Source organism: Sulfuricella sp. T08 (assembly GCF_000971475.1).
In the GTDB taxonomy this organism is placed as follows: domain Bacteria; phylum Pseudomonadota; class Gammaproteobacteria; order Burkholderiales; family Sulfuricellaceae; genus Sulfuricella.
The window spans coordinates 223,512-243,865 of record NZ_DF967539.1; the positions used below are offsets into that span (position 1 = coordinate 223,512).

The 20,354-nt window shown below is 57.4% G+C and carries 17 protein-coding genes; 11 read left to right on the forward strand and 6 right to left on the reverse strand.

Going from position 1 to position 20,354, the window contains the following annotated elements:
- The first annotated feature begins 83 nt into the window (after positions 1-83).
- The gene (locus SCT_RS10500) at positions 84-1,262 is read left to right on the forward strand and encodes an ATP-binding protein (protein WP_059422648.1); all 1,179 of its coding nucleotides are present in this window, start codon (positions 84-86) and stop codon (positions 1,260-1,262) included.
- A gap of 173 nt (positions 1,263-1,435) precedes the next feature.
- On the opposite strand, the gene SCT_RS10505 is transcribed toward SCT_RS10500, so the two are convergent.
- The 5 genes from SCT_RS10505 to lptD form a co-directional block, all read right to left on the reverse strand.
- Positions 1,436-1,819 (reverse strand): Rap1a/Tai family immunity protein, encoded by a 384-nt coding sequence (locus SCT_RS10505; RefSeq protein WP_059422653.1) that lies wholly within the window; start codon positions 1,817-1,819, stop codon positions 1,436-1,438.
- 951 nt (positions 1,820-2,770) lie between these two features.
- Positions 2,771-3,541, reverse strand: coding sequence for a 16S rRNA (adenine(1518)-N(6)/adenine(1519)-N(6))-dimethyltransferase RsmA (gene rsmA, locus SCT_RS10515; RefSeq protein WP_059422657.1), 771 nt, complete (start codon positions 3,539-3,541; stop codon positions 2,771-2,773).
- On the reverse strand, positions 3,538-4,548 hold the full coding sequence (gene pdxA, locus SCT_RS10520) for a 4-hydroxythreonine-4-phosphate dehydrogenase PdxA (RefSeq protein ID WP_059422659.1): 1,011 nt from the start codon (positions 4,546-4,548) through the stop codon (positions 3,538-3,540). The genes rsmA and pdxA overlap by 4 nt, the downstream gene beginning before the upstream one ends.
- Before the next feature lie 82 nt (positions 4,549-4,630).
- The gene (locus SCT_RS10525) at positions 4,631-5,962 is read right to left on the reverse strand and encodes a peptidylprolyl isomerase (protein ID WP_059422661.1); all 1,332 of its coding nucleotides are present in this window, start codon (positions 5,960-5,962) and stop codon (positions 4,631-4,633) included.
- On the reverse strand, positions 5,934-8,552 hold the full coding sequence (lptD, locus tag SCT_RS10530) for an LPS-assembly protein LptD (RefSeq protein ID WP_059422664.1): 2,619 nt from the start codon (positions 8,550-8,552) through the stop codon (positions 5,934-5,936). The genes SCT_RS10525 and lptD overlap by 29 nt, the downstream gene beginning before the upstream one ends.
- A 135-nt stretch (positions 8,553-8,687) precedes the next feature.
- Between lptD and SCT_RS10535 the strand changes: the two genes are divergently transcribed.
- The 7 genes from SCT_RS10535 to SCT_RS10565 all read left to right on the forward strand — a co-directional run bounded on the left by SCT_RS10535 (position 8,688) and on the right by SCT_RS10565 (position 14,944).
- Entirely contained in the window at positions 8,688-9,686 is a 999-nt protein-coding gene (locus tag SCT_RS10535; protein WP_059422666.1) for an aminoglycoside phosphotransferase family protein, read from the forward strand.
- A 94-nt stretch (positions 9,687-9,780) separates the two neighbouring features.
- The gene (gene murU / locus SCT_RS10540; RefSeq protein ID WP_059422668.1) at positions 9,781-10,470 is read left to right on the forward strand and encodes an N-acetylmuramate alpha-1-phosphate uridylyltransferase MurU; all 690 of its coding nucleotides are present in this window, start codon (positions 9,781-9,783) and stop codon (positions 10,468-10,470) included.
- A gap of 3 nt (positions 10,471-10,473) precedes the next feature.
- Positions 10,474-11,781: an aminopeptidase P N-terminal domain-containing protein gene (locus SCT_RS10545; protein WP_059422671.1), complete on the forward strand. Its 1,308-nt coding sequence runs from the start codon at positions 10,474-10,476 to the stop codon at positions 11,779-11,781.
- A gap of 5 nt (positions 11,782-11,786) precedes the next feature.
- The gene (locus SCT_RS10550; RefSeq protein ID WP_059422673.1) at positions 11,787-13,103 is read left to right on the forward strand and encodes a UbiH/UbiF family hydroxylase; all 1,317 of its coding nucleotides are present in this window, start codon (positions 11,787-11,789) and stop codon (positions 13,101-13,103) included.
- A 31-nt stretch (positions 13,104-13,134) separates the two neighbouring features.
- A complete protein-coding gene (locus tag SCT_RS10555) occupies positions 13,135-13,875 on the forward strand; it encodes a DsbC family protein (RefSeq protein ID WP_059422675.1) in 741 nt (246 codons plus the stop codon).
- A complete protein-coding gene (locus SCT_RS10560) occupies positions 13,872-14,477 on the forward strand; it encodes a cyclopropane-fatty-acyl-phospholipid synthase family protein (RefSeq protein ID WP_059422677.1) in 606 nt (201 codons plus the stop codon). Before SCT_RS10555 ends, SCT_RS10560 begins: the two co-directional genes overlap by 4 nt.
- Positions 14,478-14,518: 41 nt before the next feature.
- Positions 14,519-14,944, forward strand: coding sequence for a bacterioferritin (locus tag SCT_RS10565; protein ID WP_009207687.1), 426 nt, complete (start codon positions 14,519-14,521; stop codon positions 14,942-14,944).
- Between the two features lie 58 nt (positions 14,945-15,002).
- On the opposite strand, the gene SCT_RS10570 is transcribed toward SCT_RS10565, so the two are convergent.
- Complete coding sequence (locus SCT_RS10570; protein ID WP_059422680.1) at positions 15,003-15,974, reverse strand: sigma-54-dependent Fis family transcriptional regulator; 972 nt, start codon at positions 15,972-15,974, stop codon at positions 15,003-15,005.
- Between the two features lie 225 nt (positions 15,975-16,199).
- On the opposite strand from SCT_RS10570, the gene SCT_RS16810 reads away from it, so the two are divergent.
- The 3 genes from SCT_RS16810 to SCT_RS10585 all read left to right on the forward strand — a co-directional run bounded on the left by SCT_RS16810 (position 16,200) and on the right by SCT_RS10585 (position 20,344).
- Positions 16,200-16,589, forward strand: coding sequence for a DUF2946 family protein (locus tag SCT_RS16810; RefSeq protein WP_082098296.1), 390 nt, complete (start codon positions 16,200-16,202; stop codon positions 16,587-16,589).
- A gap of 241 nt (positions 16,590-16,830) precedes the next feature.
- A complete protein-coding gene (locus tag SCT_RS10580) occupies positions 16,831-17,829 on the forward strand; it encodes a transporter (protein WP_059422687.1) in 999 nt (332 codons plus the stop codon).
- 175 nt (positions 17,830-18,004) lie between these two features.
- Positions 18,005-20,344 (forward strand): TonB-dependent receptor, encoded by a 2,340-nt coding sequence (locus SCT_RS10585; RefSeq protein WP_237759659.1) that lies wholly within the window; start codon positions 18,005-18,007, stop codon positions 20,342-20,344.
- Positions 20,345-20,354 lie beyond the last annotated feature (10 nt).

Below are 20,354 nucleotides of genomic sequence, written 5' to 3' on the forward strand. Positions count from 1 at the left end.
TTTGGGGCCCGTTCGAGCCGAGAGAGTAACATCATGGTCAGTCATCCTTGCAATTCATGGAATGAAACTCCATAATTGCAAGGATGATTAACAGAATTCTCAGTACTCAACTCGCCGATGCCATCGCTCATTCTCCCGCCGTGGCACTGCTGGGGCCGCGCCAAGTGGGCAAGACCACGCTGGCTTTGGAGATAGTCAACGCCAACGACCGGCACGCGCTTTATCTGGATATGGAATCCGAGCGGGATAGGGCCAAGCTTGCCCAGCCGGAACTTTATCTGGCTGACCATCTAGACAAATTGGTCATTCTCGACGAGGTGCATCGTGCCCCGGGCTTGTTTCCCGCGTTGCGCGGCCTCATTGACCAGAGCCGCCGTGCCGGACGGCGGGCCGGGCTGTATCTGCTGCTGGGTTCGGCTTCCCTCGACCTGCTCAAGCAGACCGGCGAAACGCTGGCCGGGCGTATCGCCTATCTTGAGCTTACGCCCTTTCAAGTGCTGGAAACCCAGCACTTGCCAACCGATGTGCTGTGGGTACGTGGCGGCTTTCCTGAAAGCTTGCTCGCTCCTGATAACGCCCGCAGCCTGCGCTGGCGGCAAGACTTCATCCGCACCTACCTGGAGCGGGATATTCCCCAGTTCGGCCCACGCATTGCTGCCGAAACCTTGCGCCGTTTCTGGGGCATGCTTGCCCACCATCAGGGAGGCCTGCTGAACACGTCGCAGTTGGCTCGCAATCTGGGTGTGGACGTCAAAACCGCTGGCAGCTACCTGGATTTGCTGGTGGATTTGTTGCTGGTGCGCCGCCTGCCTCCCTGGCATGCCAATTTAGGCAAGAGATTGGTCAAATCCCCCAAGGTGTATGTGCGCGACAGCGGACTGGTTCATGCCTTGCTAGGCATCCCGGACAAGGAATCCCTGCTCGGCCACCCTGTAGTCGGTCAAAGCTGGGAATGCTTTGTCATTGAGAACCTGATCGCCGCTGCGCAAGGGGGTGGCAAAGGCGACGTGCAAGCCTATTTTTACCGCACCAGCGGCGGTGCCGAGATCGACCTGCTGCTGGCCTGGCCGGATGATCGCCTGTGGGCCATCGAAATCAAGCGCAGCCTTGCCCCCAAGGTGGAACGCGGATTTTATGCCGCCTGTGCCGACCTTAAACCCGCGAGAAAATTCGTCGTTTACCCCGGCCAGGAGCGTTATCGTTTAGCGGAAGACATCGAAGCGATCTCACTTGTCGGTCTGGCAGAGGAAATCCATGATTGATTCAAGAGAAAAAACAATGCGAAGCTGACCCCAATGGCACGGGGGTTTCGATTCCGTGGCCGTTGGTCATAGAGGTCTAACGTGGGCGTTGAGGAGCGCGGAAACAGCAAGCGAAGCTTGCTGGCGGAGCGTCCCTCTCTAACAGCGAGTTAGGCAAATGGTTGCCAATTATCTCAACGGCAAGGGAACACATTCTTCAGCGCCTTGAAGATTAGCAGCATGGCGGGCTCATTCTGCTCCGCCGGATGTGCGGTGATATACGCGCCAACCACGTGAGCAAGCTGTTCATTCGATGTGCCTGCACCAAGTGGTGGTAAGCAGTAGATTTTGTTTTGAGCCAAAGCGTCCGTTGCATTAACTACGCCAGTTACGTAACCGAGATACATCGCACTGGCTTCGCGCGCAGCATCAGATTGGCCCTGCGCAGGAGCAGAGAACGCTCTATAGAGGATGTGTAACTGTTTCCCATCCATCCACTCCGCTTTTGCAGGGAGTGGCAGGACAAGCAAAGCACACAAAAAAAAAGTCCACTGGTAGTCTGCGAAAGAAAATCTCATATTGGTTCTCCGGTTCGAAGTCTAACGAATAGCGTTTATCCGCCGCCCCTCCCAATCCTGCAAGAGCGCCGCAGCATATTGGCGGCGGATAAACCTTGTTGGACTGAACCGCGGGGCAGGCGGGACTTATGGGGATTGTAAGATTACGCTGGAAGAAGTCAACTGAATGTCATGAAGCGAAGGCGTCTGGCGAGGTGGAAGAGGGCGATCCGGCGGAGTCTGATGAGCGAGTAGCCTGGATGGAGTGAAGCGGAATCCGGGGAAAAGGGGTGCTGCATAAGGTGCGCTAAGCGCAAATGCTTAGATGCCGGGGGCTGCCCGGCAGCAGGTTACTTTATTTTGCTTGCCCAAAATACAAGTAACCAAACAAAAGGGCACCCTGCCGCGCCGGCCCTGCGGGCTACCTTCGGTTTGACGGCCAAATTGGGCGGCTGCGCAACTCGCCCTGACAGCTTGCACAAACCGCAAGCTGCTGCGGAGCTCGAACAGTGCTCGCCTTCATCCCAATTTGACCGTCAAACCGAAGCGGCGCAGAAGGGGAATTAGGTCTTGTGGGCGATTCTCGCCAGTGCTCCCCCTCTCCCCAGCCCTCTCCCTGTTGGGGAGAGGGGGTTGTTGTTGGTGTTATATTCCTTCTCCTTCAAGGGGAAGGCCAGGATGAGGATGGGGTGTGCTTTTCGTCCCCTTGATTCGCCGCCGAGCAGCACAGCCGAGCCGGGGGAAGTCGGCGAGCACTGTCTGAGCACCGTGGCAGGGCACGGGGTGTGTGCCCTGCTAGGGCGAGTTGCGCAGCCGCCCGGTTCGGCGAGCAGCGCAGGGAACCCCGAAGGGGCGGTGGATGGGCGTCGCCTTCTTTGGTACACCTTTCTTGGCGAAGCAAGAAAGGTGTACAGCTGCCGGGCTGCCCCCGGCACCTAAAACATTCGCGAAGCGCACAAAACCAAGCTACAGCTACCCCGCGCAGTAATTGGCAATCGCCACAAACTCCCCCACCCCCAAATTCTCAGCCCGCAACCCAGGATCAATCCCCAGCGCGGTAAATCCGGCATCATCCAGATAAGCTTTCAACGTATTGCGCAAGACTTTGCGCCGCTGCCCGAAGGCGGCGGTGACGATGGCGCCGAACAGGGCTTCATCCTTTGCAGGGTGCGGCAGAACCGCGTAGGGGATCATGCGCACGATGGCAGATTCAACCTTGGGCGCCGGGTGGAAAGCATCCGGCGGTACGATGAATATCAGTTCCATGGCGTAGCGGTATTGCAGCATCACCGACAGCCTGCCGTATTCCGATGTGGAGGGCGCAGCCACCATGCGTTCCACCACTTCCTTCTGCAGCATGAAGTGCATGTCGATGATGTTGCCGACGTATTCGCTGAGGTGGAACAGGATGGGCGTGGAGATGTTGTAGGGCAGGTTGCCGACTACGCGGATGCGCTCCCCTAGCGTAGAAAAATCGAATTTCAGCGCATCGCCGGCATGGATCGTAAGTTTTGCCGCTGGATAGTTATTTTGCAACCGGGTGATGATGTCGCGGTCGATTTCCACCACATGGAGGTGGGGCAGGATCTTGAGCAGCGGATCGGTGAGCGCACCCAGGCCAGGGCCGATTTCAACCATGACGTCATCGGGCTGAGGGTGGATGGTGCGGACGATGGACTGGATGACACTCTGGTCGGTGAGGAAATTCTGGCCGAAGCGTTTGCGTGGAATATGCCCGCTCATGGTCTGCCTGCTTTCTGATTGTGTGCCATTTCCAGCGCCAGTTGAATCGCTGCCGTGAGGCTGCCACTCTCGATCTTGCCGGTGCCGGCGAGCGTCAGCGCGGTGCCGTGGTCTACCGAGGTACGGATGATAGGCATGCCCAGGGTGACGTTGACGCCGCCGCCGAAGCTGGCGAACTTCAGCACCGGCAGCCCCTGGTCGTGGTACATGGCGAGCTGGCAGTCGGAGCCTAGCAGTTGATGGCGGGTGAACAGGGTGTCGGCGGGCAGCGGCCCGGCGAGATCCATGCCCTCTGCGCGCAGCGATTTCAATACCGGAGCGATAACGTCGATTTCCTCGCGCCCCATATGGCCGGATTCGCCGGCGTGGGGGTTGAGTCCTGCGACCAGAATGCGCGGGTTCGCCAATGCAAAGCGCTGCTTCAGGTCGCGGTGCAGGATGCGGATAGTCTGTTCCAGGCTTTGCCGGGTGATGGCGGCGGAAACATCCTTGAGTGGCAGGTGGGTGGTGGCCAGCGCCACACGCAGACCGCCGCCGACCAGCATCATCACGACTTGCGGGGTTCCGGTCAACTCGGCCAGGAATTCGGTATGACCGGTGAAAGGGATGCCGGCATCGTTGATCACGCCCTTGTGTACCGGGGCAGTGACCATAGCGTCGAAGGTGCCGGCCAGGCAACCGTGCGCCGCTGCCGACAAGGTGTCAAGCACATAGCGGCTGTTAGCCGGGTTCAGCTTGCCGGCAATGGCGGGTTCGGACAGGTCGCGGTGCAGCACTTCCAGCACGCCATCTCTGTCCGGCGCGGCAGCGGCAGGAGAAAAGTCTACCAGTTCGAGCGGCAGTCCCAGCTGTGCGGCGCGCTCGACAAGCAGGCCGCGGTTGGCGATAACGACGATGCGTGATCCGGCTGATTTCTGCTGTGCCTGGAGTACGCACAAATCCGGGCCGATGCCAGCCGGATCGCCTGCGGTGAGTGCGATGACTGGAATGCTGAGTGCTGAGTTCAAAGTCCGGCGTCCTGTGTGCTGAGTCCTGTGTGCCGAGTCGCAGAGGGTTTTACTCAGGGCTCGGCACTTTTAACTCGGGACCTTATTTGTCTTCCAGCCGGTATTCGACGAAAGCCTGGTCGCGCAGCTGACGCAGCCAGTTCTCATAGGCCTCGTCGGCCTTGCGGGCGCGGATTTCCTGGCGCGCCATGAGAGTCTGCCGTTCCTTGCTGACATCTTCCGAGCGGCGCTCCAGTACCTGGATCAGGTGCCAGCCGAAAGGCGACTTGACTGGTGCGCTGGTCTCTCCCGGTTTGAGGCCATCCATGGCGCGTTCGAATTCGGGTACGGTTTCACCGGGTGAAAGCCAGCCGAGGTCGCCGCCTTTTGAGGCGGAGCCATCCTCGGAGTGGAGCCGCGCCAGTTCGGCGAAATTGGCGCCGTTGTCCAGGCGCTCCTTGAGCTGGATCATGCGGTTCTTGGCATCGGTTTCCGAGGCGATTTCGCTGGTCTTGATCAGGATGTGGCGCGCATGGGTTTTTTGCACGATCAGTGCTCCTCCCTTGCTGCGCTTGTCGAGCAGCTTGAGGATGTGAAAGCCGTTCGGGCTGCGCAGCACGGCGCTGGTTTCACCCGGTTTCAGGCCGTTGACCGTTTCCAGGAACAGGGCCGGCAGGCGGCTGGCGGCTCTCCAGCCAAGTACGCCACCCTGCAGGGCATCCGGCGCATCCGAATAGCTGGCGGCCACTTGGGCAAAGTCCACTTTTTTCAGTTCAGCCAATGCCTTCTCGGCATGTGCGAGCTTGCTCTGTATCTGTTCCGGACTGGCTTGTTCAGGCACGCGGACCAGAATGTGCGCCAGGTTGAATTCGTCTTCCCCGCCGGTTTGAGCGGCGCGGCTGCTGAGGAAGTTCTCTACTTCGCCGTCGCTGACGGTGATACGATTTTCCACTTCGCGTTCGCGCAGGCGGCCGAGAATTATTTCGTCGCGGATTTCCTCGCGAAATTTGGCGAAGCTGACGCCGTCCTTTTCCAATGCGCCGCGGAAGGCTTCCACGGTCATGTTGTTTTCCTGGGCAATCCGTTGCAGCGTTTTGTCGAGTTGCAGGTCGTCGACGCGTATGCCGGTTTCCTTGGCAAATTGCAACTGCACCCGGTCGGTGATGATACGTTCCAGCATCTGTTTTTCCAGCACTTCCTGAGGCGGCAGAGGCGTACCCTGTTTTTTTAACTGCTGCATGACGATCCGCATCCGGTCGTTGAGCTCGAACTGGGTGATGACTTCATTGTTGACCACGGCGACGATGCGGCCGACCAACTGAGCCGGAGTCGAGGGTCGCGCGGGGTCGTTCCCGGCAGCGTGAGCGGAGGCCAGGAAAAAAACCAGCATGATTGCCAGGATATGGTTAACGGGGTTCTGGAATGTTGTTTTCATTAGAGATTTTTGTGGTTTGGGTATAGCCATAAATATTGCGTTTGAGCACGTCTAAAGGATTCGAGCCGATAGTGCCGATTCCGTTCAGCTCCAGCTGGAAGAAAATCGAGTCGCTGCGTTGTGAAGTGGTGGTGGTGAAACTGTGCACGACCGCCCGGAACGCCCAGCAACCTGCATTGTATTCGAGACCGGCCAGGGTTTCCAGATTCTTGCTATCCAGTATTGAATGGTTCCATCGGGCCAGCCCGCTCCAGCGTCCGGTCAGAGGCCACTGCGCGGAGGCGTCGATCTGCTTGATGCCGATCGGGGCGATAGGGGTGGCCGGGGTGTAGCGGTAGCTGACATTGAGGATGTTGCCCGGTGCAGGCAGATAGCGGCCGGTGAGTGAAAAGTTGCCGGTTTGTTTCAACTCGGGATCGTATTGCCACAAACTGTCTAGCGTCAGTGCATTCGTGATCCGGCCGCCGATAGAGGCTAGCAGGTCGGAATACTTTCTGACGGGGGGCGTTCCCCCAGGTAACGTGACTTGGGGCAGGCTCAGGTAGTAGCGTTGAGCGAGTGTGCCGCGCAGGCGCTCGATGCCAGTCTCTTCGAAGAAGCGGGAGGTGATTCCCAGCGTGACCTGGTTGGCATCGCTGATTCTGTCGACCCCGGCGAAGCGGTTTTCCGAGAATATCTGGGGAATGCCGAATCCGATGTCACCGGAATCGAATACTGGAATCTGGCTCTGGTCACGGTAAGGCGTGCGAACATAAAACAGCCGGGGTTCCAGCGTCTGCTGATAATCCGAGCCGAACAGGTTGATTTCGCGCTCGAAGTACAGACCGCTGTCGACGCTGAAAATCGGCAGGGTTCGGTTAATGTCGGGCTGTGTAGTGGTGCTGTTGTCGAAGCTGTAGCTGGTGCTGTGCAAACCGATCTTCGGGGTGATATAACCGTAAATCGGGGTCAGCGGGAGGCTGACGCTGGGGTACAGGCTGAAGCGCCTGGCGTTAGGCAGCGTGGGGTGGGAAAAGTTGACCAGCTCGCTGTTCAGCGCCAGGACTGCTCCCGGACCAAAATTATTTCCGCTCCAGCTGACTGTGCGGGCTCCGTTCAACAGCATCTGAGTGCGGCGGTAAGGGGTGACGATCGGCGCTGCTGGATCCTGCAGGGTCTGGAAGCTTTGCGAGCGCGCCGAGAAATTCCAGTTCATGCTCTCATAGGCGCCTACATGGGAAAGCATGCCGTCACGCAATAGGTTGATTTGTGAAGTGACGCCGATGTTGGTGCTCAGATCCCTGAAATAATTGTCGTCGGAGGCCCTCTCCAGGTTCAGCATCCCCGTCCAGCCTTTGCCCAGATTGTGGTTATGTTTCAGAGACAGGAAGCTGCGATCCAGGTTGGCCACTTGGTCGTTGGGCAGGACTTCCAGGTTCGCAGTCCCGGCGTAATATGGATCGATGTAGCGCAGCTCGCTCTTCAGCTGCATGCCGCGCCGGGTCATAAATCGGGGGGTGAGGGTGGCGTCGCGGTTGGGTGCGATATTCCAGTAATAGGGCAGTGAAAACTCTGCGCCGCTATTGGCGGTGCTGCCGAAGCTCGGGCTGAGGATGCCGGATTTTCGCTCGCTGTTGAGTGAGAAACTCATCCACGGCGTGTAGAGAATAGGCACGCTCATGAAGTCGATGTAGGCGTGGCTTGCCGTTCCTACCTGAGTGGTGCGGTTAATCTCGAGATCTCGGGCGTGGAGGTACCAGTCGTCAGATCCGGCTTGGCAAGTTGTGTAGCGGGCGTCCTCCAGCCGGTATTTGTTTTCTCCCTCGAATAACAGTATCGTCGCGTCGCCCCGCCCTGCCGGCTTCTGCTGGGTCAGTTGGAAAACCGGCTGTTGCAGGTAGCCTTCCTTGCTTTTTAGTTTGAGTTTAAGTTCGGGCCCTTCTGTAATGTCGCCCTTCTGTTCGATGCGCACATTGCCTTTAGCGAAAACTTCATCTTCGGGTTTGTTGTAGCGCAGCAGATCGGCGCTGATGACTTGGCCCCATTGGCGCAGTTCCGCTTCGCCTATGGCTTCTGTCTCGATATCATGATGGCCCTGGATGCGCATCCCGCCGATGAAAACCGGCGTGGATGGCGTGCCTGACGGTGGGTTCAAGGTCAGGCTCCGGCTTGGTTTGAGTGACAGGGGAGGGGCTTCCGTTTTCTGGGCGAGTGCCGCAGGTGCTGCGGCCACTTCGGCCTCGGTCGGTTGCGCAATGGCAACGGATTTCGGCGTGGGCTTGGTTTTTTGCTCGCTCTCCTGGATATCCTGCCTTGTCCGGGCAGGTGTTGTTATGGGTGCGGTAAGGATTTCAGCGACCGGAGCCACGGGGCTTGTCGCCTCGGGAGCAGCAGGGGGCTGTGCGGTGACAGGTTCGCGTCTTGGTGCCGGTACGGCCTTGGGCGCTGGCTGTAGCAGAACGGGGTCAATCTGGAGTGGTGGCAGACTCAGTGCGGCCTGCGATGCGGCAGGGAACAGCCAGAACAGGGCGAATGCAAGCGGCGTCGGACGGAAGTCATGGAATAGTCCGGCCCTATGCGGCAGTGGCTGTTCGCGGAAAGGTTTTTTCATGTTCTACAATATGGCAACAGCCTCGGTCAGCGCCAAATGGACGCGGATCGAGGCCATCTTGTGCGCTCGTTATTATTTGGGCAGGTATCGGTGATAAAATCGCACAAATTAGGCTTTTACGCAATGCGAGATTAAATGGACCGCCTTGAATTACTTGAAAACTGGCTGAAGCCACAATTTCCTAGCACATCTTATGCGCTAGCCCCGGCGTCGGCCGATGCCAGCTTCCGTCGTTACTTTCGGGTGAGTCTGCCGGATCGCTCGCTGATCGTGATGGATGCGCCGCCGGAGCACGAGGATTGTCGTCCTTTCATCCATGTGGCGGAGCTGTTCCGGAATGCGGGTGTCCACGCGCCCCACATTCTGGCGCAAGACTTGCAGCAGGGATTTTTGCTGCTGACCGATCTGGGCGCCACCACATATCTGGATGCGCTGAATCAGGACGTGGCAGCGGCGGATGCTTTATATGCCGCCGCCGCCGGAGCCCTGATCAACATCCAGCTTGCCAGTCGCCCGGACGTACTGCCGGACTACGATGAAGCACTTTTGCTGCGCGAAATGCGGCTGTTCCCGGATTGGTATGTGAGCAAGCACTTGCGAACAGAGCTCTCCAGCACTCAGGCAGAAATGCTGGACAAAGTTTTCACCCTGATCCTGCAGAATAACCTGGCGCAACCCAAGGTCTTCGTGCATCGTGATTACCATTCCCGCAATCTGATGGTAGACGGCGATGAGCCGGGTATCCTGGATTTTCAGGATGCGGTGTACGGACCTATTACTTACGATCTGGTTTCCCTGTTCAAGGATGCTTATATCCACTGGGAGGAGGAGCGGTTGCTGGACTGGACGATACGCTACTGGGAAAGGGCGAAGAAAGCCGGTTTGCCTGTGTCGCGCGATTTTGCCGAGTTTTACCGCGATTTCGAATGGATGGGTGCGCAACGCCACATCAAGGTACTGGGAATTTTTGCCCGGCTTTGCCATCGTGACGGCAAGGAAAACTACCTGAAAGATATGCCGTTGGTGATGGCTTACTTGCGCAAGGCGTGCGAGCGCTACCGCGAGTTGCATCCGCTGCTGAAGCTGCTGGACGAGTTGGAGAACCGTGTGGTGCAGGTAGGGTTAACATTTTGAATTCCCACCGCGGAGGACGCAGAGGACTCGGAGGTAAGGCAATTGCCATTCCTTTTGTTTGGTTTTCCTCTGCGTCCTCTGCGGTTCACTCATTATGAAAGCCATGGTCCTCGCCGCCGGGCGCGGCGAGCGTATGCGGCCGCTCACTGATGATACGCCGAAGCCTTTATTGGAGGCCGGCGGCAAGCCGCTGATCGTATGGCACATCGAAAGGCTGGCGCGGGCCGGTTTCACGGAGTTGGTCATCAACCATGCTCACCTCGGTGAAAAGATCGAGGCGGCCCTGGGTGACGGCAGTCGTTTCGGGGTGGGCATACGCTATTCTCACGAGATTGAAGCGCTGGAGACCGCCGGGGGCATCGCCAACGCCATGCCGCTGCTGGGGCCTGAACCTTTTCTGGTGGTCAACGGCGATATTTTCTGCGACTATGACTTCACTACCCTGCCGCGTGAACTGGGTGAGTTTTCAGCCTGGCTGGTGCTGGTGGGCAATCCAGATCACCATCCCGATGGGGATTTTGCATTAAGGCAGGGCAAGGTGCTGGGCGATGACGAGCACAAACTGACTTTCAGCGGGATAGGGATCTACCGCCCCGAGCTGTTTGCGGCGATTGCCCATGGAGCGAAGGCCAGACTCGCCCCGCTGCTACGCGAACAAATGGCTACAGGACGGGTTGGTGGCGAGCATCACCGCGGCTTGTGGCTGGATATCGGCACGCCACAAAGGCTGCAGGAACTGGACGACTTGTTGCGGAACTCCAGGCAGAAAGCGCTCTCTGAATAGGACATGATGAATTACCCGAGCTACACTCAGCGCCGCCGCCGGTTGGCCGAACAGATGCAGGAAGGCGTGGCGGTGATTCCCACTGCACCTGAGCGCCCTCGTAACCGTGACAGCAGTTATCCTTATCGGTTCGACAGCTATTTCCACTACCTGACCGGTTTTGGCGAGCCTGACGCGGTGCTGGTTCTGGTCGCCGGAGCTGCACCCAAAAGCATCCTGTTCTGTCGCGAGAAAAATGCCGAGCGCGAAGTCTGGGATGGCTTTCGCTATGGCCCGGAGGCGGCGCGCGAGACTTTTGGTTTCGACGAGGCCTATCCCATCGCGATGCTGGATGAGATGATGACCAAGCTGCTCGCAGACCAGCCTAGCCTGCATTTCCATCTCGGCGCCGACAGCGCCTGGGATGCGCGGGCAGTGGGCTGGCTCAACGCGGTGCGGGCCGAGGTGCGCAACGGTATTGTCGCGCCGTCCGCAATCAGGGACGTGCGCGTGCTGCTGGACGAAATGCGACTGATCAAATGCACCGAGGAAATCGCTACCATGCGCCGCGCTGCCGAAATTTCCACCGCCGCGCATCGCCGCGCCATGCAGCAGGTCCGACCAGGGCGGCACGAATACGAAATAGAAGCGGAATTGCTGTATGATTTTCGCCGCCAAGGTGCGCAGGCACCAGCGTATTCATCCATTGTAGCGGGAGGCGCCAATGCCTGTGTGCTGCATTATGTGGATAATAGTGCCGGACTCAGGGATGGCGATCTGCTGCTGATCGATGCCGGCTGCGAACTGGATGGCTACGCCGCCGATATCACCCGCACCTTTCCGGTCAACGGGCGCTACAGCGCTGCGCAGAAAGACGTGTACGAAATGGTGCTGGCGGCACAGGCGGCGGCAATCGATACCGTCAAAATTAGTGCCAGCTGGGACGAGCCGCACCAGGCTGCCCTCCAAGTGCTGGTGCAGGGCATGATCGATCTTGGCCTGTGTACGGGAAGTGTGGACGGGCTGCTGGAATCCGGTGACTACAAGCGCTTCTACATGCACAAGACCGGTCACTGGCTGGGGATGGATGTGCACGACGTGGGCGACTACAAGAAAAGCGGAGAGTGGCGCAAGCTGGAGGCGGGCATGGTGCTGACCGTCGAACCCGGCTGTTACATCCGGCCCGGCGAGGGTGTGCCGGAACATCTGTGGAATATTGGCATTCGCATCGAGGATGACGTGCTGGTGACGGCCCAGGGTTGCGAAGTTCTGACCTTGGCAGCGCCGAAAACGGTAAGCGAGATCGAGGCGGTTATGGGGGGGGCAGGGTGAGTGGCATGAGCGACCAATTCGACATAATTATCGTGGGCGCCGGCCTGGTCGGTGCATCATTCGCCCAGGCGATGCAGGACAGTGGGCTGAAGCTGGCGCTGGTGGAAAGCGTGGCGCCGACTGCGCCATCGCCTGAGTGGACCAGCCGGGTCTATGCCATCAGTCCGGGCAGCATCGAATTCCTCAGCGAGAGCGGGGCCTGGCAGCAATTCGATGCCGCCCGCATTGCCCCGGTGCTGGGTATGCATATCTACGGCGATGACGGGAAAGCTAATCTGGATTTCGATGCCCATCAATCCGGGCTGGCCGAATTGGCAGTTATCGCGGAAGTGCGCCATATGCAGTACGGCCTGTGGCAGGCGCTGCAGCGGCAGGAAAACCTCGAGTTGTTCTGCCCGGCACGCTGCGTCAGCCTCAGGTTGCAGGAAGAAATCGCCGTACTGCGCCTGGAAGATGGCCGCGAATTGCACGCTCCGCTGATTGTGGGAGCGGATGGGCGGGAATCCTGGGTGCGCTCGCAGGCCGGAATGGATGCCGAGCCTGCGCCCTACCGCCAGATGGGGGTGATCGCCAATTTCGAAACCGAACTGCCTCATGGCGATGCGGCCTGGGAATGGTTTCGCGGCGATGGTGTGCTGGCCTTCCTGCCATTGCCGGGCGACCGCGAAGGGCAGAGCAGGGGCCCCTCTGGGGATGCGACCCCGGAGCGGGATGCGGGCGCACCGGTCGCGGCCGCTGGCATCCCCTCCGCTGGCCGATCCCCCTTCGGGGGGCCCTCGTCCGACGCTCCGGTGCGCCACCGTATTTCTATCGTCTGGACGGCGTTCGAGGAACGTGCTGCCGAGCTGATGGCGCTGCCGCCGGATGAGTTCTGCCATCAGGTGCAGGAAGCGAGCCTCAGCGCCCTGGGAGAATTAAAGCTGCTCAGCAAGCCTGCGGCTTTTCCCCTGCGCTTGCTGCACCTGGAACACCTGATCAAATCCCGGGTGGCGCTGATCGGTGATGCCGCCCACAACGTTCACCCGCTTGCCGGGCAGGGCGTCAACCTGGGTTTCCAGGATGCACGGGAGCTGGCGAAAGTGCTGAAGGATCGTGGCCCTCAGCCGGACTGCGGCGATTATTTCCTGCTGCGTCGCTATGAGCGGGCGCGCAAGGCGGACATTCTGGCGATGCAGCTGGTTACCGACGGGCTGCAGAAGCTGTTCAACAATCGTAACCCGGCACTGAAGCTGGCGCGCAACCTGGGTCTTTCCCTTACCGGCAGCTTGCCCTGGCTGAAAAACGGTCTGGTGCAACATGCGGTGGGGCGGCATCTCAACTAATTAATTTTTTTCACCTTAGAAGGAAATTGTAATGCGTTCAAAATTTTTGGTGTGCCTGGTGTCGGGTTTTTTCTTTGCTGGCGCGGCACTGGCTGATACCAAGCTGGGTGCGGATGAGGTGGTAGTGAAGGCCGCCATCGAGAAGAAGTTTCCCGATATCAAGATCGAAAGTCTGCAAAAAACCCAATACGGTGGCCTATATGAGGCCGTCATGGGGGGGAGCCAGGTTTTTTATACCGACAAAAATGCCAGTTTCATTCTTGTCGGCAGCCTGATTGACGCCAAGACCCAGCGTAATGTGACAGAAGAACGGATTCGCGATTTGATGCGGGTGAAATTCGATACGCTGCCGCTGGAATCGGCAATCAAGCAGGTGAAGGGTAACGGCAAGCGCAAACTGGCGGTGTTCTCCGACCCGGATTGCCCGTATTGCAAGAAGCTCGATGCAGAACTTGAAAAGGTCACTGATGTGACGATCTATATTTTCCTGTACCCGATCGCCAGCCTCCATCCACAGGCCGGAGATAAGGCCAAGGCGGTATGGTGTGCACCTGACCGCGTCAAGGCGTGGGAAGATCTGATTCAGAAGGGAACCATGCCGCAGGCGGGCAGCAAGTGCGAAAACCCATTGGCGAAAATTGCCGAGCTGGGCCAAAAGCTCAAGGTCAACGGTACGCCCACGATCATCTTTGCCGACGGGATGCGTGTTCCCGGCATGATTCCAGCCGCCAACCTGGAAAAGCTGCTTAACGGCGAAAGGCCACAGAATTGAAAGAATTCTGGAATCAGCGCTATAGCGGCGACGAATTTTTCTACGGCACCGCCCCCAACGCTTTCCTGGCCTCGCAGCTTCACCGCTTCAAGCCCGGGCAAGCTGTACTGGCCGTGGCCGATGGCGAAGGACGGAACGGCGTCTGGCTTGCCCGGCAGGGACTGGATGTGACGGCGGTGGATTTTTCCCCGGTGGCAGTGGAAAAGGCGCAACGACTGGCGGGGCAATACGGGGTGACAGTGCGCCACGAAATCAGTGACCTGTTTACCTGGAGCTGGGGTGAAAACCGCTTTGATGCTGTTGTGGCGATTTTCACCCAGTTTGTTGGCCCTGAACAGCGACTCATCCTGAATGAACTGATGCTACGCGCTCTCAAGCCGGGCGGTTTGCTGATCCTGCAGGGCTACCGGCCAAAGCAACTGGAATACCAGACCGGCGGACCTTCCAGCGTAGAAAATCTGTACACGGCAGAAACCCTGCGCGAGGAATTTTCTTCCATGGAAATTCTTCATCTCGCCGAACATGACGACGAAATTTGCGAAGGGGATGGCCACTGCGGCTTATCGGCGCTGGTGGACTTGGTGGCACGCAAGGGTTTTTAGGGCTATATTGAATTTAGATTCATTCTAAAGGAGAGTCGGACATGAAAATTACGAAGAAGAAACTGCTCGAGGAACTCAACAAAGATCTGGAATGGGAATACGCCGCGGCGGTACAGTACGTTCAGCATGCTTCCGCGATCACTGGTGCACAGTATGAGTCGATCCAGAAGGAATTGATCATTCACTCCCAGGAGGAGATGATGCATGCCGTCATGCTGTCCGACCAGATTGATTTTCTTGGTGGGGTGCCCACGGTGGACGTGGAAAAGCGCGAAACCGACAGCGACAGCTTGGCGATGTTGAAGCAGGATCTAAAGGGCGAGGACAATGCTATCAATCGCTACAAAGAACGGATTGCCCAGGCCGAGGCGCTCAAGGAGTATGGTTTGCGCCGGGTGCTCGAGGATATCCTGATCCAGGAGGAAGAACACAAGCGTGACCTGCTGACGGTGATCAAGTCGAAATAGAGTAATTCAACAATAAAACGGCTCCTTTAGGAGTCGTTTTATTTAGGAAGCGGTCTGTTTACGTTTCGCCCACAAGGCCGGATTCTTCGGCGCCAAAGTATTTCTTTATCCGGTAAAGCAGGGTGTAGCGACTGATGCCCAGCAGCTTGGCGGCACGAGTGCGGTTGCCTCTGGTTTGCTCCAGGGCTTGCAGGATCAGGTCGCGCTCGGTCTGCTCCAAGTTGAGCGGGGCAGTCGCAGGGGTGGATGTGGTAACTCGCTGTCCACCGCGGATGCTGAGCGGCAGGTTTTCCACGCCGAGCGAGCCACGCTGGAAATTGCACAATATCGTCAGTCGCTCGCACAGGTTTTTCAACTCGCGCACGTTGCCGGGCCAAGGGTAAGCCTTGAGCACTTTCATCGCGTCCGGGCTGAAGGAAACGGCCTGCAGGCTGTGCTGCTGCGCCGCCATTTCAACAAAATGTTCTATCAGCAAGCCAATATCGCCCGCGCGTTCACGTAGCGGCGGCACTTCCATCGGTACCACCAGTAAGCGGTAAAACAGGTCGGCGCGGAAGCGGCCGATCTTCACCATCTTTTCCAGGTCGCAGTTGGTCGCGGCGATTACGCGTACGTTGGCCTTGATCGGCTTATCGTAACCCAGCGGCAGGATTTCGCCGTTTTCCAGGAAGCGCAGCAGCTTGGCCTGCGCTGTCAGCGGCAGTTCGCCGATCTCGTCAAGGAATAGAGTGCCATTGTGGGCCGCCCGCACCAAACCGTCGCGGTCGAAAACGGCATTGCTGAAAGCGCCGCGGCGGTGGCCGAACAGTTCGGATTCCACCAGGTTTTCCGGCAAGTTGGCGCAGTTGACTGCGATGAAAGGACGGCTTGCCAAAGGACTGTGGCTGTGCAGGAAGCGCGCCAGATTTTCCTTGCCGCTGCCCGACTCGCCGCTGATCAGCACGGTCGCGCGGGTGGCGGCAACCAGCTGCGCCGTATTCAGCAATTGGCGGAAGACGGGTGAGTGGCCGATAAGAAAGAAAGCATCCATGGGACATAGTATAAGAATACTGATTTCATACGTCAATATCCGATTTGTGAGTCAATTGATTAGAGCGTCGGAAGTCCCGCTACCCTAAATATTCTGCCAGACAGTAGCTTTAACCATCAACAAAGGTTGGTGAGACAGATTTGCCCTTTGGGATTTAATCCATCATTATTTTTGCGGATCACTGCAATTTGAAATCAGTATGAAATATACGCATAATGCAAAGCTATGCGTTTTCAAACCCTTCGTCGCTTTGCCATTCTTGCGCTGTTCGCCATGGTATTCAATGCCCTGGCCGCCACGGTGACCTATGCCATAGCGGCTGGAAAAGGGGTGGTCGTGGTGGAAATGTGCTCCTCGTTCGGCCTCAAAAAAATCGCCATATCCACAACTAACGGAGATACGCAGCATTCCCCTTCTTCCGTTCCAACAGCTAAACATTGTCCGTTCTGCCTGTCTCCTGATCATGCCGCTGTTGTTTTTCAGACAGCAGATAGCCCGCCACCCATTTTTATTTCGTTTTTCTTGCCATCACTTATGGCAGCATGGGCGCCTGTCCATGACCCACAATCCCTTTGGATTGCCTCGCTAAAACAAGAGCCCCCCGTTCGTTCCTGATCTTCGCCTTATAGCACTTCTGTGCCAGCCAGCCGTGTCATCGTGCGACTTGGTATGCCGGTTCATTGAAGTGCAATATTCACGCCGGTTTCGAGAAGAAACTCAAGCAGCTATGTTTACTATCCAGCGGTCAGCCGTCTTATCGGCTGGCCCAAGCATATGCCGCAGTTGTGGCGTACAGAATATTTTTCAGCTGGAGCGAAGTCGAAAATGAAGAATTAAGTATAAAAATGGGGTATCTATGAAACGTTATCTACTCTCAGCCGCCATCGCAATGATCGCAGCGAATGCAAATGCCTCTTGCGGGTCGGCCTTCTGTTCTGTGAACACTAGCTGGGACACACAAGGTCTTTCCAGTTACGAGGGGTTGCGTGTCGACATGCGCTATTCGTATGCAAAGGCTGATCAGTGGCGTGCCAGGTCGTCAAAAATCACGCCGGATGCGCCGAGTGGTAGTGATTCGGAAATCGAAGACAAGCGCACCGTTAATCAGGTGCTCAACCTCGATGCAGACTATACGATCAATTCGCGCTGGAATATCGCGCTTGGCGTCCCGCTGGTCATGCGTGACCACACCCATACCTTCGATTCATCCGTCACCACCCCATTCGAACAACAAGCAAAATTTACCGAGTTGGGCGATATTCGGGTAATCGGAAAATACAAATTTGATCTGGGCAACATGAATTCGGGGAGCGGGATACGGTTCGGTCTTAAATTGCCCACAGGTGCTATCAACAAAACCATGACGCCGCCCGATCCGGCTAACAATCCAACTGTTCCTTATGCGCTGGAGCGTTCCAGCCAGCCAGGAACCGGCAGTACTGATGCCATTCTTGGCGCCTACTATTTCCGTAATCTGCCGGGCACCAATTGGGGCTGGTTTGCCAGTGGTCAGGTACAGACTGCAATTGCCACCCGTGATAATTATCGACCGGGGAGAGAGCTAAGTTTCGATCTTGGAGCTCACTATGCGATAACGCCTGCACTTAACGCCTTGCTCCAGCTGAATGCGCAACATCGGGAGCGAGACACGGGAGGCTACGCCAACGTGGCATCGGGCGGCTACTCGTGGAACTTAAGCCCTGGCCTCAGCTATGCGATAACTCCGCAAACTCAATTATATGGATTCGTGCAAGCTGCCCTGAAACAGTACGCAAATACCGACCCGGCTGATCCGGCATCCGGGCAGTTGACTGCACCGTGGTCTCTGGCGGTGGGGGTCGGCCACCGGTTCTGAGCTTGTACGCGCTGTCGGGAAGAGCTGGTCGCACTTGCCTAAGCTGTAAAAGAAATGTCTCGATCTCGACTTGGTTGCGTGCTGTGCGATATAACAATGACTTATCATTGGCATGAAAGTTGCCATAGATCAACCTTTGATGTTAAGGCGGCCTTTGGTCGCCTGAAAACGATTTTTGACAAAATTAAAAAACGAGGGAGCGAAGCTGAAAATGAACGACAAGGTGTTGCGGGGGTTGGTGGCTGGGGTGTGTGCCAGCATGGCGGGTTCGGGGTGGTGTGTCGATGTGGATCAGAAATCCGATACGCAATTGCAAGAGATGGTCATCAAGGGCGATAAACCGGCTGTTCCGGCCAATTTGCCGGCAACGACCGAGGGTGTGACGGCAAAACAGATCGCAGAAAGTATCAATGCGGTGACCTCGGCCGAGGTGATCAAATACCTGCCGAGCATCGTTGTTCGCGAGCGCTACATCGGCGACCGCAACGGCATCGTTTCGACGCGGACGACCGGCACCATTTCCAGCGCGCAATCCATCGTCTATGCGGACAACCTGCTGCTCTCGAATTTTCTCGGTAACAGCTACAGCTACCCGCCGCGCTGGGGCATGGTATCGCCGGAGGAAATCGAACGGGTCGATATCATCTACGGCCCGTTCTCTGTCCTTTATCCCGGCAACTCGATGGGCGGAGTGGTTCAGATGACGACCCGGATGCCGGAGAGATTCGAAGCCCACGCGAATCTGCAGGTTTTCCGGGAAAGTTTCAACCTCTACGGCACAAACGAAAATTATGATGGCGCGCATGCCAGCGCATCCATTGGCAATAAAATTGGTGACTGGTCTTTCTGGATTAGCGGGGATCATCTCGATACGCATGGACACCCGATGAGTTTCGGCACCGCCACTGCAGGGGGGGGCGGCACTACGACTGTCACCGGTGCGTATAGAGACACCGATCCGACGGGTGCGGTGCGGGTGATTACTGGTGGTTACAGCATCGACCATACCTTGCAGGACAACGGCAAGTTCAAGCTGGCTTATGATTTCTCTCCGACTGTGCGTGCCACCTACACTTTGGGGGTCTGGCAGAACAACTCGGATACCAGTGTCGACAGCTACCTGAAGGACGCACTCGGGAACACGGTTTACAACGGGAACGTCAAAATCGACGGAACTAATTACAAGACGGCCAGCCTGAGTCCGGGCCACGCTGAAAGCGAGCACTGGATGCAGGGGTTTTCGGTGAAATCCAATACACGCGGCGAATGGGATTGGGAAGCGGCCGTCAGCGCTTACGACTACAACAAGGATATTTCCCGCACGGCAAACTACACCGCAAACAATGGGGTGGATTTGGGCACTGGGGCTATCCGCCAGGGCGGACAAGTCACCTTGATGGACGGCACCGGCTGGCAGACTCTCGACCTGCGCGGCGAGTGGCGCCCCGATGGCGACCTGAAGAGCAAGCACCAGGTAAGCTTTGGTTATCACATTGATCGCTATGAATTAAACTCCAATACCTATACTGTCGCTACGGATTGGCTTACCGGTGCCGCGGGGGCTTTGAGCTCGAATTCGAAGGGAAAGACGGAGACCCAGGGGCTGTACCTTCAGGATGCCTGGCGCTTTGCGCCCGACTGGCAGTTGGTCGTAGGCGGTCGCCAGGAATACTGGAAGGTATTTGACGGGAGTAACTACAATTCTGCCAACCCCAACCCCTACAAGCAACTGAACTATGCTGACCGGACAGACACGGCCTTTTCGCCCAAGGTTGCACTCTCCTTCCAGGCATCGACAAACTGGGCTTTGCGGGGATCACTTGGCAAGGCGGTTCGCTTCCCGACCGTCAGCGAGATGTTCCAGACTTTCACCGGGCCTGGAGGTATAAAGACGAACGATCCAAACCTGAAACCGGAGCAGGTCGTCTCTGGGGAACTCACGGCAGAGAGGGCGCTGCAAAATGGGCTGTGGCGTGTTTCGCTGTTCCAGGAAGACAAGCAGGATGCGCTCGTTTCACAAACCGATACGACAGTGTCGCCTAACATCACAAGCATCCAGAATGTCGACAAGATTCGCACCTACGGCATCGAAACCGCGCTGCAGCTTAGCGACTTGTGGATACGCGGCTTTGATCTTTCCGGCAGCGTCACTTATACCAATTCGAAGATTCTGCAGGACACCCAGCACCCGGCCTACGTCGGCATGGTTCAGCCGCGCATCCCGGACTGGCGGGCAACGCTGGCCGGTATCTACCATGCATCCGATCGACTCTCCTACAGCTTGGCGGCCCGTTACAGCGGCCGTCAGTACAACCTTCTGGATAACAGCGACATCAATCCCAGTACCTATGGAGGAGCCAGCTCGTTTCTGGTGGCCGATGCCAAAGTCGTTTACAAGGTCGCGAAACAGTGGAGCACTTCTATTGGCGTGGATAACATCGGCAACTACAAGGCCTATGTCGCCCACCCCTATCCGCAGCGCACCGTGTTTGCCAATTTGAAATTTGATTACTGATGGGATGGCG

Coding starts and splice junctions, on each gene's coding strand:
- SCT_RS10550 (WP_059422673.1), top strand. CDS start 11,787: ATGAGCGACCAATTCGACATAATTATCGTGGGCGCCGGCCTGGTCGGT.
- SCT_RS10500 (WP_059422648.1), top strand. CDS start 84: ATGATTAACAGAATTCTCAGTACTCAACTCGCCGATGCCATCGCTCAT.
- murU (WP_059422668.1), top strand. CDS start 9,781: ATGAAAGCCATGGTCCTCGCCGCCGGGCGCGGCGAGCGTATGCGGCCG.
- SCT_RS10565 (WP_009207687.1), top strand. CDS start 14,519: ATGAAAATTACGAAGAAGAAACTGCTCGAGGAACTCAACAAAGATCTG.
- SCT_RS10570 (WP_059422680.1), bottom strand. CDS start 15,974: ATGGATGCTTTCTTTCTTATCGGCCACTCACCCGTCTTCCGCCAATTG.
- SCT_RS10555 (WP_059422675.1), top strand. CDS start 13,135: ATGCGTTCAAAATTTTTGGTGTGCCTGGTGTCGGGTTTTTTCTTTGCT.
- lptD (WP_059422664.1), bottom strand. CDS start 8,552: ATGAAAAAACCTTTCCGCGAACAGCCACTGCCGCATAGGGCCGGACTA.
- SCT_RS10535 (WP_059422666.1), top strand. CDS start 8,688: ATGGACCGCCTTGAATTACTTGAAAACTGGCTGAAGCCACAATTTCCT.
- SCT_RS16810 (WP_082098296.1), top strand. CDS start 16,200: ATGCGTTTTCAAACCCTTCGTCGCTTTGCCATTCTTGCGCTGTTCGCC.
- rsmA (WP_059422657.1), bottom strand. CDS start 3,541: ATGAGCGGGCATATTCCACGCAAACGCTTCGGCCAGAATTTCCTCACC.
- SCT_RS10580 (WP_059422687.1), top strand. CDS start 16,831: ATGAAACGTTATCTACTCTCAGCCGCCATCGCAATGATCGCAGCGAAT.
- SCT_RS10525 (WP_059422661.1), bottom strand. CDS start 5,962: ATGAAAACAACATTCCAGAACCCCGTTAACCATATCCTGGCAATCATG.
- SCT_RS10545 (WP_059422671.1), top strand. CDS start 10,474: ATGATGAATTACCCGAGCTACACTCAGCGCCGCCGCCGGTTGGCCGAA.
- SCT_RS10505 (WP_059422653.1), bottom strand. CDS start 1,819: ATGAGATTTTCTTTCGCAGACTACCAGTGGACTTTTTTTTTGTGTGCT.